Source organism: Streptomyces sp. NRRL F-525 (genome assembly GCF_000716605.1).
Taxonomy (GTDB): Bacteria; Actinomycetota; Actinomycetes; order Streptomycetales; family Streptomycetaceae; genus Streptomyces.
In genome coordinates this window covers 99,836-114,628 of record NZ_JNXE01000030.1, presented here as the reverse complement: position 1 = coordinate 114,628, position 14,793 = coordinate 99,836, and the positions used below count along the sequence as shown (strand labels likewise).

Annotated in this window: 11 protein-coding genes, 3 tRNA genes and 2 pseudogenes; 8 read left to right on the top strand and 8 right to left on the bottom strand. The window is 68.0% G+C overall.

All coding sequences use genetic code 11. The features are described from left to right. The first annotated feature begins 136 nt into the window (after window positions 1–136). Both OO69_RS33990 and OO69_RS33985 read left to right on the top strand, forming a co-directional pair. The gene (locus OO69_RS33990; RefSeq protein WP_033284724.1) at window positions 137–997 is read left to right on the top strand and encodes a slipin family protein; all 861 of its coding nucleotides are present in this window, start codon (window positions 137–139) and stop codon (window positions 995–997) included. A gap of 105 nt (window positions 998–1,102) precedes the next feature. Continuing rightward, the gene (locus OO69_RS33985; RefSeq protein ID WP_106971152.1) at window positions 1,103–1,783 is read left to right on the top strand and encodes a helix-turn-helix domain-containing protein; all 681 of its coding nucleotides are present in this window, start codon (window positions 1,103–1,105) and stop codon (window positions 1,781–1,783) included. 130 nt (window positions 1,784–1,913) lie between these two features. Here OO69_RS33985 and OO69_RS33980 read toward each other — a convergent pair whose 3' ends face one another. Next, window positions 1,914–2,387, bottom strand: coding sequence for a pyridoxamine 5'-phosphate oxidase family protein (locus OO69_RS33980; RefSeq protein ID WP_051801369.1), 474 nt, complete (start codon window positions 2,385–2,387; stop codon window positions 1,914–1,916). Between the two features lie 301 nt (window positions 2,388–2,688). On the opposite strand from OO69_RS33980, the gene OO69_RS33975 reads away from it, so the two are divergent. From OO69_RS33975 to OO69_RS33965, 3 genes are all read left to right on the top strand, one after another. Continuing rightward, window positions 2,689–4,416: a GAF domain-containing protein gene (locus OO69_RS33975; RefSeq protein WP_033284722.1), complete on the top strand. Its 1,728-nt coding sequence runs from the start codon at window positions 2,689–2,691 to the stop codon at window positions 4,414–4,416. A gap of 98 nt (window positions 4,417–4,514) precedes the next feature. After that, window positions 4,515–5,408: a universal stress protein gene (locus tag OO69_RS33970; protein WP_234444599.1), complete on the top strand. Its 894-nt coding sequence runs from the start codon at window positions 4,515–4,517 to the stop codon at window positions 5,406–5,408. Between the two features lie 194 nt (window positions 5,409–5,602). Further along, window positions 5,603–7,714: a LamG domain-containing protein gene (locus OO69_RS33965; RefSeq protein WP_033284721.1), complete on the top strand. Its 2,112-nt coding sequence runs from the start codon at window positions 5,603–5,605 to the stop codon at window positions 7,712–7,714. 645 nt (window positions 7,715–8,359) lie between these two features. Here the strand turns inward: OO69_RS33965 and OO69_RS33960 are convergent. Continuing rightward, a complete protein-coding gene (locus OO69_RS33960) occupies window positions 8,360–9,022 on the bottom strand; it encodes a hypothetical protein (RefSeq protein ID WP_234444598.1) in 663 nt (220 codons plus the stop codon). Window positions 9,023–9,389: 367 nt separating this feature from the next. On the opposite strand from OO69_RS33960, the gene OO69_RS53975 reads away from it, so the two are divergent. Further along, window positions 9,390–10,079 (top strand): transposase family protein, encoded by a 690-nt coding sequence (locus OO69_RS53975; RefSeq protein ID WP_199811084.1) that lies wholly within the window; start codon window positions 9,390–9,392, stop codon window positions 10,077–10,079. Between the two features lie 17 nt (window positions 10,080–10,096). Here the strand turns inward: OO69_RS53975 and OO69_RS33950 are convergent, their stop codons facing one another. Both OO69_RS33950 and OO69_RS33945 read right to left on the bottom strand, forming a co-directional pair. Then, a complete protein-coding gene (locus tag OO69_RS33950; protein ID WP_033284718.1) occupies window positions 10,097–10,765 on the bottom strand; it encodes a hypothetical protein in 669 nt (222 codons plus the stop codon). Between the two features lie 108 nt (window positions 10,766–10,873). Further along, window positions 10,874–11,560, bottom strand: a complete 687-nt coding sequence (locus OO69_RS33945) for a hypothetical protein (protein ID WP_033284717.1) — start codon at window positions 11,558–11,560, stop codon at window positions 10,874–10,876. 129 nt (window positions 11,561–11,689) lie between these two features. Between OO69_RS33945 and OO69_RS53970 the strand changes: the two are divergent. Both OO69_RS53970 and OO69_RS33935 read left to right on the top strand, forming a co-directional pair. After that, window positions 11,690–12,141, top strand: a pseudogene (locus OO69_RS53970) (polymorphic toxin-type HINT domain-containing protein); the annotation flags it as partial. Window positions 12,142–12,486: 345 nt separating this feature from the next. Then, window positions 12,487–12,993 (top strand): hypothetical protein, encoded by a 507-nt coding sequence (locus OO69_RS33935; protein ID WP_158713453.1) that lies wholly within the window; start codon window positions 12,487–12,489, stop codon window positions 12,991–12,993. Window positions 12,994–13,109: 116 nt separating this feature from the next. On the opposite strand, the pseudogene OO69_RS50595 reads toward OO69_RS33935, so the two are convergent. The 4 genes and pseudogenes from OO69_RS50595 to OO69_RS33910 all read right to left on the bottom strand — a co-directional run. After that, window positions 13,110–13,806 (bottom strand): annotated as a pseudogene (locus OO69_RS50595) (site-specific integrase); the annotation flags it as partial. A gap of 460 nt (window positions 13,807–14,266) precedes the next feature. Then, a tRNA-Ile gene (locus OO69_RS33920) sits at window positions 14,267–14,340 on the bottom strand. Between the two features lie 178 nt (window positions 14,341–14,518). Further along, a tRNA-Asn gene (locus OO69_RS33915) sits at window positions 14,519–14,591 on the bottom strand. 6 nt (window positions 14,592–14,597) lie between these two features. Continuing rightward, window positions 14,598–14,670 (bottom strand) — tRNA-Asn (locus OO69_RS33910). Window positions 14,671–14,793 lie beyond the last annotated feature (123 nt).

Sequence of the window (14,793 nt, the reverse complement as noted above, 5' to 3'; positions counted from 1 at the left end):
CGTCCGCCGGCCGGGCGGAGCAGGCTCGTGGTGAGACCACGAAAAAGGGCTCGCGCCTCCCGGTGCCCCACTGCGGCGACGCCTCGCCGGACCTGGTGATCCGTCGCCACGGTCCATCTTCCGAGGGAGCGAAAACATGACCACCTTGATCACTGTCCTGGTGGTACTCGTCGTCCTGATACTGATCGGGCTGACGATGGCGGTCCGTGTCGTCCGGCAGTACGAGAAGGGCGTCCTGTTCCGGTTCGGCCGGCTGGTCGGCCCGCGCGCACCCGGACTGCGGTTCATCATCCCCTTTGTCGACGTCCTGCACCGCGTCTCGCTGCGCATCGTGACCATGCCGATCCAGTCCCAGGGCATCATCACGCGCGACAACGTCAGCGTCGACGTCTCCGCCGTGGCCTACTTCCGCGTGGTCGACGCGGTCAAGTCGGTCATCGCGATCGAGAACGTGAACTCCGCGATCGACCAGATCGCCCAGACCACCCTGCGGAAGGTCGTCGGTCGGCACACCCTGGACGAGACCCTGTCCGAGACCGACCGCATCAACCTGGACATCCGCCAGATCCTGGACGTCACCACCGTCGAGTGGGGCGTGGAGGTCACCCTGGTCGAACTCAAGGACATCCAACTGCCCGAGTCCATGAAACGCGCGATGGCCAGGCAGGCCGAGGCCGAGCGGGAGAAGCGCGCCAAGATCATCAGCGCCGAGGGAGAGTCCCTGGCCGCCGCGGCCCTGGGCGACGCCTCCGACACGATGATGGCCCACCCTCTCGCCCTGCAACTGCGCAACCTGCAGAGCCTGGTCGAGATCGGTGTGGACAAGAACACCACGGTCGTCTTCCCCGCACCGCTGATGAGCACCATCGGTGAACTCGGCTCCTTCCTCGCCCGCGAGGCGTCCGCGGCCACCGTCACACCGCCGACGGTCGCCCTGCCCGCACCGGCCGAGCCGGCTCATGTGCCGACGCCCAACGGAGCGGCCCGGCCCGTGTGAGCGCCCTGTCGGCGCACAAGTCGCGGTGACCCACGGCGCAGGTCCGCCGGGGTCACCGCATCACGGTCCCCGTTCCGCGCGGACCGACGAGAGGACGTGAGGTCCATGCCCGAACAGACACGGACCGACTCCGGTACGCCGACCGAACATCCCCTGGGCGACCTGGGACGCCGCCTCGCCACACGGCGTGCGCGACTGGGCCTGACCCGGCCGGAGACAGCCACCCGGGCCGGTGTGGCGCCCAGCTATCTGAAGTACCTCGAGGAGCTTCCCGGCGCCACGCCGGGCAGAGGCACACTTCTCAGCCTGGCCGCCGCCCTGGAGACCACGGTGTCGGACCTCACGGGCGGGACCGCCGAACTGCCGCCCGGGCTCGAACAGGCCGCGCGGAGCCCCGAGTTCACCGAGCTGAGCACGGGCGAGTGCAGGTCCCTCCTCGGCACGCACGGCGTAGGGAGAATCGCGGTGTCGACCGACTCGGGGCCCGTCGTCGTACCGGTCAACTACAGCGTCGTCGACGGCGCGATCGTGTTCCGCACCGCCTCCGGTACGACGCCGTCGTCGGCGGTCGGCCACCAGGTGGCCTTCGAGGTCGACCGCATCGACGACGCGTTCAGCCGGGGCTGGAGCGTGCTCGTGCGGGGACGCGGGCGAGCGGTGACGGACCCCGACGAGGCCCGCCGACTCGCGGACGCCGCCCACAGCGGGCCGTGGGCGGGAGGCGAGCGCGACCTGTGGGTGCGGGTCGAGATGCGGACGGTCACGGGACGCCGGATCACCGTGTGACGAAGCCGTCGTCGTCGCCCGAACACACCCCGGGCGAACGGCTGTTACCGCGTCCCGAGCCGAACGGCCCTGCCACAAGGGGCCGTTCGGCGTTCCGACGAGGACCCGCGCGGCACCGGCCGGGCACGGTTCAGGCCGTGCCCGTCGGGCCGTCGGCGCTGAGCCGGATACCGGTGACCAGGTCGGGGCGGACACGGATCATCTGGTCCATGGCCGTCTCCACCCACGGCCGCAACATCGCCCGGCAGCGGGCCAGTTCAGCGGGATCGGTCACGAGCCGGGCGTACCCCGTCACCACCACGCTCCAGCCCAGACGCGAGTCCGCGTCGACGACGTCGGCCTCGTAGGCGACGACGGCACCAGGGGCGTCGGCCCGCTCGGTGTACGAGGTCAGGGCGGAACCCCGGTGGGTGCGGACGACGATGTCCCCCTGGTCCAGCACGTGGTTGACCGGGCGTACGGTCGGCAGCGCGTGCCGGGTGAAGACGATCCTCCCCAGAGACACGCTGCCCAGCAGCCGCAGCGCCTCGGCGCTGCCGAGCTCGACACGGCGACGCGGGCCCGCGGGGGCCGGATGGATCGGTTGGCTGTCGTCCTTGACCATGGCGGGCTTCCATACCGTGAGGTACTCGCTTGTCGGAACCGTTGGGCTCTCGCTTGTCGAACCGCTGGGTGAACGGGCGGAGCGGCACCGCGGGGGACCGGTGCCGCTCCCGCCTCCAGCGTCTCCCGGGCCCCGGCCCGCTCCAAGGGCCGGACGGGTCCTGGTCAGGGCCCGGACGGCCCCACTCGCCGGGCCCCGGATCCGTTCCCCGACTCCGTACCGTCGCGGGCCGTGTGCCGGTAGCGTGAGCAACATCCGGAGCGGTGGGTGCCCACCCGCCACAGAACCGGAGGAGGCACAGGTGGGAAGCCCCGAGGAACCCCGGGCGGCCCGCATACGGCTGCCGCAGCTGAAGCTGGACGAACTGCTGGAGGAGCTGCAGGCACGGCTGGACGCCGCCCGCGGCACCCGCGACCGGGTGCACAGTCTGCTGGAGGCGGTGCTCTCCGTCGGCAGGGAGCTGGAGCTGGAGCAGGCCCTGCACAGCATCGTCGAGGCGGCGGCGGTCCTGGTCGACGCGGAGTACGCCGCGCTCGGCGTGATCACCCCGGACGGCAAGGCCCTGTCGGCCTTCCGCACCGTCGGGGTCACCGAGGAGCAGATCGCCGGGATCGGCCCGTATCCGAAGGGTCACGGCATCCTGGGTGAGCTGATCCGCCATCCCGAGCCGCTGCGTCTCGCGAAGCTCTCCGAGCACCCCGCCTCGTACGGCTTCCCGGCCAACCACCCGCCGATGAACAGCTTCCTGGGCGTTCCCATCCGGGTACGCGACCAGGTCTTCGGGAACCTCTACCTCACCGAGAAGCGCGGCGGGGCACAGTTCGACGACGAGGACGAGTCGGTCCTGTCCACCCTGGCCGTGGCGGCCGGTGTCGCGATCGACAACGCCCGTCTGTACGAGGAGTCCCGGCTGCGGGAGCGCTGGCTGCGGGCGAACGCGGAGATCACCCACAACCTGATTTCCGGCGATTCCCGCACGGAGATCCTCGCCCTGATCGCCGAGCGGGCCGGGGAGATCACGGGCTCCGCGCTGACGGCGGTCGCGCTGCCGATGGAGGACACCGGGTCGCTCGTCGTGGAGATCGCCGTCGGGCTGGACGCCGAAGCACACCAGGGGCTCGTCCTGTCCATGGACCGCAGCCTGATGGGGCTGGCCTTCGCCGCCGCGGCCCCGGTCACCAGCGCGGACGTCGGGCAGGACGGCCGTATCTCCCTGGACCCACCGCGCTTCGGCGGACTCGGCCCGGCCGTGGCCGTGCCCATCGGCACCGGTGAGGCGGGGGTGCGCGGCGTGGTCCTGCTGGTGCGGGACGCCGGGCGGCAGCCCTTCTCCGCGATGGAGACCGAGACCCTGCAGACCTTCGCCGCCCAGGCCGCCATCGCGATGGAACTGGCCGAACGCCGTCGGGACGCCGAGCGGATCGCGGTGCTCCAGGACCGCGACCGCATCGCCCGCGACCTGCACGACCTCGCCATCCAACGGCTGTTCGCCACCGGCATGACCCTCCAGAGCGCGGGCCGCTTCATCGAGCACCCCGAGGCCGCCGAACGCGTCGCACGCGCGGTGGACGACCTCGACGAGACGATCAAGATCATCAGGTCCACGATCTTCGGACTCCGCTCACGCGAGGGCACCGGCGGGGACGGCCTACGGGCGCGCGTGGTGCGGATCGTGGGCGAGGCGGCACCGGTGCTGGGCTTCGCGCCCAGCGTGCGGATGGAAGGGCTGGTGGAGACCCGGGGGCCGCGCGAGATCGCCGACCACCTGATCGCCGTACTCTCCGAGTCCCTCACCAACATCGCCCGGCACGCTCACGCCGGCCGTGGCGATGTCTCCCTCACCGCCGACTCCCACCAGGTCCGGCTGACGGTCAGGGACAACGGCGTCGGGATCCCGGCCGACGGCCGCCGCAGCGGGCTGCGGAACATGGCGGAACGGGCCCAGCAGCTCGGCGGGGAGCTGGAGTTGAGCAGTCCGTCCGACGGCGGGACCACGCTGGTGTGGTGGGTACCGGTGCCGACGGAGTAGCGGACCGCCCCCGCCGCGCCCGAAGCAGGGCCGGACGGCGTGCGCCGGGGACCCACCCGGCCCTGTCGGGCCCGCGGCGCCGAGGGAGAACCTGAGGCATGGAAAGCACAGTGCGCGCCGCCGAGCGGCGCACCCAGGTTCTGAAGTCCGCGCGAGGGCAAGGGGGATCCGTCATGAGCGGCCCGGTCGTGGTGGGAGTCGACGGCTCGCAGTCGGGCATGGCCGCGGTGGAGGCCGCCGCGCAGGAGGCCGACCGGATCGGAGCGGAACTCCGGTTGACGCACGCCTTCGCGTGGTCGTCGGACCAGGTCTCACCTGGCGTTCCGCCCTGGGACCGGGGCGGGTCCGGAGCACGCCGTGTGGTGAAGGGCGCGATGGCCGAGGCCAGGCGATGGGCCCTCCGCGCCGCGCCCGACGTCCGTGTCACGCAGGAGGTCCTCCTGGGTTCCCCCGTGGCGGTACTGGAGTCCGGATCCCGTGACGCGTGCCTCGTCGTGGTCGGCAACCACCCGACGGGCAGGGCCGGTTCTCTGCGGTCCGACTCGGTCGCCGGGCAGTTGGCGGCCCACGGGCGTTCCCCGGTGCTGGTGGTACGCGGCAGGCCCGACCCCAGCGGTCCCGTCGTGCTGGTGGGCGGCCACGGCCAGGAGGTCCCCGCCGCGGTGGAGTTCGCCTACGCGCAGGCATCGGCCCGGGGCGCGGACCTGGTCGTGCTGGACAGCACGGCCGTCCGCGACGGCCGGGCGCGCAAAGGCTTCGCCGACACCCTGTCCGCGCAGAGGGAGAAGTACCCGGACGTCATCACGCACCACGCCCGCGTCCGAGGCGGACTCCGCAGGGCGGTCATGGAGACGAGCACCCGAGCCCAGCTCATCGTGATCGGCTCACGAAGCCACGGCCGCGTTCCCGCCGCGCTGCTGAGCCCGGTCGGCCGAGCGGCACGGCGGCACGCGGACTGCCCTGTTGCCGTGATCCCCGTGAACAAGGGGTGACCGAGTCCTTCGAGGATCTTGGCGGGCCTGCTTCGACGACACCGAAGTTCTGGAACAGGTCGGCCAGGAAACCCTTTCCGCGTTGTCAGTGGTCTCTGTTAGCTTCAGGCGCTCGTGTGATCCACGAGCATCAAGTACTCACAGGGGAGGGCCACTTGAGCAGGTTCACAAGGACAGGCAGACGCAGACGCACGGTGGTGGGGAGCTGTGCGGCGGCGCTGTTGGCCGCGGCTGCCGGGACGGCGTACGCGGTGGACAACCTGCCGCCGAATCAGCCGCTCGTCCAAGACCTCCAGTCGGGAGGCAAGCCATGCGCGACCGGTGACGACACGCCATACGTTTCGGCGCCGCCCAGGCTCAGTGCGGTGCTGTACGACCCGGAGGAGGACAACCAGCCCTCCGAATCCAGCCCGCTCAGTGGCGAGTTCGAAGCCTGGTGGACGGACGCGGCCGGAGTGAAACAGCAGCGGACCTACACCACCATCACTCTTTCCTCGGGGTCGCGCCAGTACTGGACGATGCCGAACGACATCCCGGCGAACACCGTCGTCTCCTGGCATGTCCGCGCGAACGACGGCAAGGCGACCTCCCCGTGGAGCGACGAGGGCGACGGCTCGGTCTGCTCGTTCGTGTACGACGACGTGAGCCCGGAGAAGGCGACGATCACCTCTCCCGAATACCCCAACCCGGAGGACGTGTTCTGGGTGGACGGCGTGGGCGTCTACGGCCACTTCACGATGGACTCGCCTTCCGACGACGTGGTGTCGTACACGTACGGCTTCCTGGGCGGCCCATACGGCACCGTCTCCGCGGAGCGGCCGGGCGCGGCCGTGACCATTCCGTACCTGCCGCTCTCCGAGGGACCCAAGGCGCTGACGGTCCGCGCGATCGACCGGTCGGGCCGAAGCAGCGGGGAGTCGCGTTACGCCTTCAACGTGCAGGCCGGCCGTGCCCCCGTCGCCCGCTGGAAGCTGGACGACCCGGCGGGCTCCGGCTCGGCCGCCGCCGAGACCGGCACGCCGGCCCGCGCCGGGACCGGCGTGACCTTCGGCGGCCCGGTGCCCACCGGCACCACAGCCACCGCCACGGTCGCCCTCGACGGCAGCGACCAAGGCTTCCTCACCCCGGACGCCCCGGCGACCGACCTCCGTAAATCCTTCGCGGTGAGCGCCTGGGTACGGCCCGCGGAAACCGGCCGGGACATGACCGTCCTCAGCCAGGATGCCGACGGGGCACCCGGCTTCGACCTCGGGCTGCGCCACCAGGACTCCGGGACCGCCTGGTCGTTCGCGGTCGGCGGCGCGCAGGTGTCCGGCGGCGCCCCCGAGACCGGCGAGTGGGCCCATCTGCTGGGGCTGTACGACGCCGAGACCGGAAAGGCGCGGCTGTACGTCAACGGCCAGGAGACCGGGACCGCGGCCGACGCGACTCCCGCCGAGGCGGCCGGCGCCTTCCAGATCGGGCGTGCCCTCGGGACTGCCGGCTACGGGGACCAGTGGCACGGCGACATCGGTGACGTACAGGTTCACGACCGGGTCGTGGTGCCGGACGAGGTGGCCGAACTGGCTTACCGCAAGCCGAAGTTGCTCGGCCACTGGTCGCTGGAGAACGCGACGGACGGTGCGAGCCCCGAACAGTCGGGCGGCGCACCGCTGCGGCTCGGCACGGGTGCTTCGATCTACCAGGGCTCCGACGATTCCTGCATCCCGGACATCGACCCGGACTGCACCTACGTGCCGCCGCCGCTCGTCGGTGACGGGCATCTGCGGCTGGACGGCGAGAGCGGGTACGCCGCCGCCGACGGGCCCGTCGTGGACACCGGGGACAGCTTCACGCTCGGCGTCGTCGTACGCCTCGCGGACTCCGAGCCCGCCCACCCGATGACCGTGCTCTCCCAGGCCGGCGAGCACACCGACGCCTTCAAGGTGCGCTACGAGCCGTCCACGTACACCTGGCAACTGGTGATGCCGGAGAAGGACGAGGCCGGAGCCCCCGAGAAGGTGGTGTCCCAGATCGTGAGCCCGGACGGAGGCGAGGGCCAGGGCCATCGCCTCGCGGTGGTCTACGACGACGCCACCGACACGATCAAGCTCTACCTGGACGGCTACACCAACGCCCAGGCGACCGCGAGCCTCCCCGACGGCTGGCACAGCACCGGTGCCCTCCAGATCGGCAGAGCCAGGTCCGGTGACGGCTGGGGCGAGTACCTGCATGGCGACGTGGACGAGGTACAGGCCTACTCCGGCGCGCTGCGGGACCGCGACATCATCGGCCTCGGGACGGGTATGGACCCTTGCCTGTGCTGATCCCTGATCCCTGATCCCTGATCCCTGATCCCTGATCCCTGATTTCCCCAACGGTCCGCCGGAACCCGGGTTCTGGCGGACCGTCCTGCTCCGGTCGACCGCCGGTACCTGAGAGCAGGGCCCCCAACAGGCGCCGGAAGGCAGCCTGATGAGCCTGAGTCCCCTGATCCGGCCCCGCGTCCACTACACGTCCACTGGATCTTGGTCTGAACAGCCGAACGGCTGTCACCACGTTCGAGTGACGTCACCCGTTCCGACGTTTCCACAGGTGGAAACGGTTCTCCTGGGAGAGGCGAAGGTGGGGCGGGTGGGACTCGAACCTATCCGGGTGAGGCTTCTCACCTGCAGGTTTGCCAAAGTGCCCGATTTATACCCTCGGTTCGGTCCCGTTGAGCCCTGCTCGATCCGGCTCAATCGAGAGTCGTGCAGCGTTCGCTGCACCAACCCACCACACTCAGGTGAAGGCCAGCAGCCTTTCAAGACCTACCGTACGGTTCCCCACGACGACAGCTCCTGCTTAGGCGAGCATCGAATCGTGCGGCCGGCTTCTCTCCACCAGAGCGGCGGGAATCATGGTCACCTTCAGTGAGTTTTTCAGCCCGGCGGGGCTGTCCGGCAAGCAAGGACTCAAGACCTCTACGGAGGTCACTCGTCCGCTAGCTGGACGACGATGTCGCTCGCCAGCGGGGCCCATCCCTCACCAAGGGGGGCCAGCGCATCGGCGGGAGCGGGCGTTCCGAGCGGCGCACTGTATACCCGTCCGGTGTGTTCCCACGACGTCGAGGTCAGCACGACTTCTTGATCGAACAGCTCAGGCTGGAGCGCGAGGACTTCGGCGGACTGCAGAGCCCGGACATAGTTGAGCAGTTCGATCGCGCTGATCATCACCCAGGCGACCAGGGGCACTGCGGCGCGGAACCGTTCGGACAGGCCGAATGGGTCAGTCTCCCTGAGCCGTTCCACGTCGTGGTGAACGACATCACCGTAGATCCATGCCATCGCCAACGTCTGGTCGTCCAGACCTGCGACCTGACCAGTGCCAGCGTTGCCGATCATGACCTGGTAGCCACTCTCACGCGTGGTGGTGGACCCAGTCCTCCCTCTCCACTCAGTCCGGGCTTCCCTCACCCAGATCGACTCGTCCGGCAAGGACCGGCAGAAGTACCCCATGCCTGCCAGAGCCTTGAGGTATGAACAGGCGTCAGTCTCCAGCAGGAGGGGCCTGACCCTCGCAGCAGCCGATTCGACCAGCTCTTCAGCCGGAAAGTCCTGCCGAAAAGTCGCCTCACCGTCGTCCTGGACGGTCACCGAATAGGGCGCCCCAGCGAGAGTGACCAGAGCGTCCCAGTCGGCCGCGAGGGAGTGCGCCTCCACTCGGCGAGCGCGCAGTACGAACGCCTCAAGGTTGGCTCGGTGCCGTCTCGGTACATCTGCGTCCGACGGCCCACCCGCTGTCATGGGCCACTCCAGCCGTGTCAATCGTGTGATCCAGCGCTTCACGCTGGAAGCAAGCATGACGTGCCCCGGACACGAACAGCAACGCGTTTCAGTACAAGCCAAAGGAACGCAGGGTGGTTGCAAGTTCCAGGATCGCGTAGATCGTCCTCGTGAGGCGGGAGTTGACGCGGCAACAGCACAGGCACGGGACCGGTGATCATCAGGGTGTTTACGCCAGTTGATCACATCGAGGTCCCGCGCCTGCCGTTCCATCCTTCCCGATCCCTGCCGTCCTCGTGAAACCGGGCCCCCTCCGCCCTCACGGCACCGGCCGCCTGCAGGGGCTCAACTCCAGCGCGTACCCGACCCGTGGTCGCGTCGCGGGCGGTGGTGTCCGCTGATCGGCCTGCTGCTGATCTGTGCCTGCGCAGTCGTCTCCGGCGCCCGGACCGTCACCGAGATCACCGAATGGGGACAACGTGCCACCACCGTGCTAGAACAGCTCGGCATCCGGCACCATCTGCCCGGACGTCGCCGCGCCCCGTCCCATGCCACCCTCACCCGGAACCTGGCTGCCCTCGACGGCAATGTCCTGGACGCCGTGATCGGCGCCTACCTGGCCGAACGCAACCACGCCGACGTCGCCACCACCGGCCCCACTGCGGCTGCCGGCGATCGCGGTGGACGGCAAGGCGCTGTCCGGCTCCGGGCACCGGCACCTGCTGTCAGCCGTCACCCCGGCCCAGCGGGCGGTGGGGGCCAAGACCAACGAGACGGCCGCCTTCCGCACGGCCGCCTTCCGCCCGCTGCTTCAACCCCTCGACCTGGCCGGCACCGTGGTCACCTTCCACACACTGCACTACAACGCGGTGATCAAGGGAAACCAGCCGGCTGCGTCAACCGAGGGCTCGCCTCCACCGGGGCGTAGGGCTCCGAGCGTCCGAGTCACCAGCCTTGCTGGGGTTCGCCCAGCGAAAGTCCGCAGTCGCGGCGCCAGTTCTCGCCTTCGGTCGTCCAGGCGATGCGGTTGCCGAGGGAAATCCAGACGCCGAACTCGCCGGGCGACGGCACGGCGATCTGCCGCGTCCAGACACTGTTCAGGCAGAGTTGCACACCGCAGTCCTTGGACTCGGACAGTCCGCGCCAGCCGCAGTCCCAGTCCACGTTCAGAGACAGCGGTCCGAGAACGGAAACCATGTCATCCAGTTCCTCCTCGGTGCAGTCGGGGTCAGGCTCGCTGTAGGGATCGCCGAAGGGCGAGGTCGAATCCAGAGTGAGAGTCAGCTTCTCGGGCAGCGGCCAGAGGTCGATCAGGTCGGGGCGGAGTATCGCGTAGCCGGCGAACGAGGAGTTCGGCTCTTCGTTGTCGAACGTGACGACGGTGCGGCGCCGCAGTTCGTCCAGGCAGGGTCCGACGCCGGGTTCTGCCTGGTTCCCGTAGATGCGGGCGGTGTCGAAGGCGGAGAGGGCGTAGGCGTATTGCTCGGCTGTGGTCACCGGCTCCATTCGGGGCGTGGGGCAGGAGGTCCAGTCGGCCAGTTCGCGCGAGATCCCCCGCGCCCGTGCCAGCGCATTCTGCGCGTCAGGGAAGGACTCGCGCAGTTGGTAAAGCATCGAGGACAAGAAAGGCGCCTTTCGGACAGTGGCGGGGCGGACGCGCCCTCGCGGTACGCGTCCGCCCCGCCCCGGATTACGGTCTGAGGTCATTCAGCGCTGGGCGGTTCAGTAGGAGTACCCGTTCGGCGAATGGTAGGTGTGGTCCTCGACATAGCCTTCGTCGGCATTGTCGCCCAGGTCGAAGGTCCCCAGACTGTTGCCGCTTTCGCTGAAGACCCGCAGACGGTACCCGCTGATCGACTTCACTCCGCCCCTGCGAGCACTCCGGTAGCTCTTGACCCAGCTCTTGACCTCCGGAGGATCGGCCAGGTCGGGGACCTGGATGAAGATCTCGTTGACCTCCGTGCCGCCTTTCCAGTCCTGCCGCCAGCGCAACTGCTTGACGGCACTGTCAAGTTGCCCGTCGAACTTCCCCTCGTCGGCCTCTCCGATGGTCTTGACCTCGCCGTAGCCGACGATGTCACCCTGCTGGTCGAGATATTCGAGGTCAGCGTTCTTGACCTTGTCTTTCCCCTTGGCTCCTGGCTTGCTCGATAGCTCGTTCTCCTTGGGCATCACCCGGGCACGAGTCCCCTCCGGAGCGCCGTCCAACGCGCGGTAGGCATTGTCCAGGGTGAGCTGCGGCTCACCGTCCTCGCCTTTGTGTTCCTGCCGCAGAGACTGCGCATCCCTGTCCCGGTCCGAACCCTCGGAGGACGAGCCGTCGGACCCACCCCCGTCGTCGCCTCCTCCGCCGCCATCACCGTTCTGCACGGCGAAGGCGATGTTGGGCGCTGCGACGGCGGTGGCCACCGTGGCGGAGCCTGAGACGGCAAGTGCGGAGCCAGCGACAAAGCCGCGGCCGTCGCCCGTGGAAAATTCTTCGGCGAGGTCATCAGTACGACCGCGCTGGCCTATCTGGGCGGGGCTGCTGGAGCCGAAAGGCCCTGCAACAGCTTCATTCCCGGCACCCAGGTCCTGATGGCGGACGGCACGACCAAGCCCATCGAGGACGTGAAGACCAGGGACAAGGTCCTCACCACGGACCCCAAAACCGGCCGAACCGAAGTCAAAACGGTAACTGCCGAGATCATCGGCAACGGTCTGAAGAACCTGGTCAGAATCACCCTTTCCATCGAAGTCGACGGCAAAAGAAGACAGCCTCGGTCACCGCCACAGCCGGACATCCCTTCTGGGTACCCGAACTCGGCGACTGGGTCAACGCAGCCCAGCTCATCGACGGCGAACGACTCAGCACTTCCGCCCGCGCCGTCATCCAAATCACCAACGTCGACCAATGGACCCAGCCAGCCACTGTTTACAACCTCACCGTGGCCGACATCCACACGTACTATGTACTCGCTGGTCAGACGCCGGTCCTGGTTCCCAACAGCAATGGGTGTGTGAACTGGGCGTCTAACAGCGTGAAAACGTGGGGTCACACATTCAAGACTCATGGCGCTGGGGCGAAGAACACGAAGGCTCTGACTGATCATGCTCGCAGCACTGGGAACCAGCAAGGTCAATGGTTGGACAACGACGCTGCTGCAGATTTCCTCAAGGGGCTCCATGTCGAAGGGGCCGGTCCTAGGTCGGTGCAGATCCCGGAGGGAATGGGGCAGGTGATCATGCCGGATGGGAGCATTGTCCAGGCGCGCGCAGCTACCGTCGTACCAAGTCCAAATGGTCTGCACAAGACGGGATTTCCGATCATTGGCCCGAACTAGGAGGCTGGAGAGATGAGCTTCTCTGTGTCGTTCAATCTGGCCGTGCCGTCAGGTGCTCCAACTCCTGATTCAGCGAGTATGGAGCCGGGTGGAGAGTATGAAACTCTCGTCATGGAGGCGTGTAGCGCCCTCTCCGATGCCGGAGGCGGAATATTCCGCATTGGCGGCTTCGGGAATAATGAGTGGCCGCTCGATGTCGCGTATGACTTGTCTGCCTTCATGGAGCAACTCCCGTCGCTTCTGGCGAGTGTGCGTGAACGCCGCGAAGTCGAGGTGGATCTTTACTCGCAAGGCATCGAGAGGACTTTGACCTTCCGCCCAAGCGGAGATCTCGTGATGATTCACTGTGATTCGCGAACCAATTGGGTTCCAGACCCGGAGCGCGAGAGTATTGCGCAGAGTGAGCTAGTCGCGATGCTCTCAAAATTGTCCCGGGACTTTGCTGGAGGGCTGAAGGCGATCAATTCCGAGCTGTCGGAGGTCGCACCATTCGAACGTTGGCTGGAGGGTGAGGTGTAGCCTCACTGCCTGATCCTGCAACCCTCGCGCTGGATAGCAACAGCAAAGTTGAAGCCCCGTCAGGTATGTCCTGGCGGGGCTTCTGGGGTGGTTGACGGCAGTAGTTGACGGCAACGTCAGCGGACGGCGGCTCCGAGGAGGGGTGGTTCGTCACTGTCGTCGGGCTTGCCGGAGATCTCAGCGGGGTTGCGGAGCGCGTTACCAAGAAGGTCGATGGCGTCGCGTTGGAGGCGGAGCCGGACGTGGGCGTAGACGGTGGCGATGACGCCGATGTGGGCGTGACCCAACAGCTCCTTGATCACGACGAGGTCGACGCCCTGTTCCAGGAGTAGCGTCGCCGTCGAGTGGCGGAGGTCGTGGAAGCGGATGCGTCGGAGCCCGGCTCGGTCGAGGAAGGTGCGGAAGCGGCGGGTGAGGTTGGCCGGGTCGAGGGGCCGTCCGGTCGGTGTGGTGAAGACGAGGCCGCTCTCTCCAGGTTGCCCCTGCGGTCTCTCGCTCCTTGTCCTGTCGCTCGTTGTGCCCCTTGAGGGAGTGGAGACACTCGGCGGGAAGGGCGATACGGCGTTCGGACGCGCGGGTCTTGGTGGGTAGGTGGGTGAGGCCGCTGGTGCGGGTGCGCTGGAGGGAGTGGCGGATGGTGGCGGTGCCGCTGTTGAGGTCGAGATCTTCCCAGTGAAGGCCGAGGAGTTCGCCTTTGCGGAGGCTGGTGCGCACGGCGAGTTCGTACAACGCGTGGAGCCGGTCGGCCCGGGCAGCGTCGAGGAACTGACAGGCCTCAGCCGCCGTGAGGGGCCGGAAGCGCTTGGGCCGGGGTGGGGTCATTGAGCGCGGCCGCCACCGGATGCAGGTGCCCCAGCCGTGTGGGGACAGGCACAAGAACCTACTCTTCCTTCGGCCGCTGACTCCGTGCGTCGGGGTGCGGGCCCTCTGTAAGGATCGGCTCCAGCCCCGGCCCGCCGTACGGGACCTTCTCGATACGGTAGGAACCTACGATCCCGCAAGGCATCCACCGAGCGCCATTCGCCCGACGCCAAGTTCCAGCACCACAGCGACTGCCCCAGTTGGTGACAAGTCACTCACCAGCCGTGGGACCGCGCCACGACACTCCCACACCACACCGAGGGAAAACCCGCAGGTCACAGCCACGCAAGCATCTTCTTGCCCGTACACGAAGCAGGATTCGCTGCACCACGCGCAGCGTTCGCTGCACGCCACACACCCTAGGAAAACCACGTTCTCGCAGGTCAGAAGGTTTCTGCCCGCGTAGCGAAGGTGGGGCGGGTGGGACTCGAACCCACGGCCGACGGATTATGAGTCCGCTGCTCTAACCGGCTGAGCTACCGCCCCATTACGGCGCGTCGCGCACATTTGTACGCGCCGTCTGCCGCAGCATAGCCGCTCATACGATCTCCTGCTTCGGATGGTCGACTTCGCACGACCATGAGGACTGCGGCCTGCCGCGAGCGGTTCCGGGGGACATGAAAAAGGACCCCAACGGGGTCCTCATCACTGCTTCCTCACTGCGCTCTCCCGACTGGACTCGAACCAGTAACCTGCCGGTTAACAGCCGGCTGCTCTGCCAATTGAGCTACGGAAGACCGAAGCTCCCCCGACTGGACTCGAACCAGTAACCTGCCGGTTAACAGCCGGCTGCTCTGCCAATTGAGCTACAGGGGAATGCCTCGTTGCATCGAACGTACCTCCCTGGGTATTCGCCAGGGGGCGTGTGCTCGCTGCGACACATACATTAGCGCAAGCAGGGGGGTGCTCCGCCAATCGGTTCCCCCGGCCCCGGTGCCG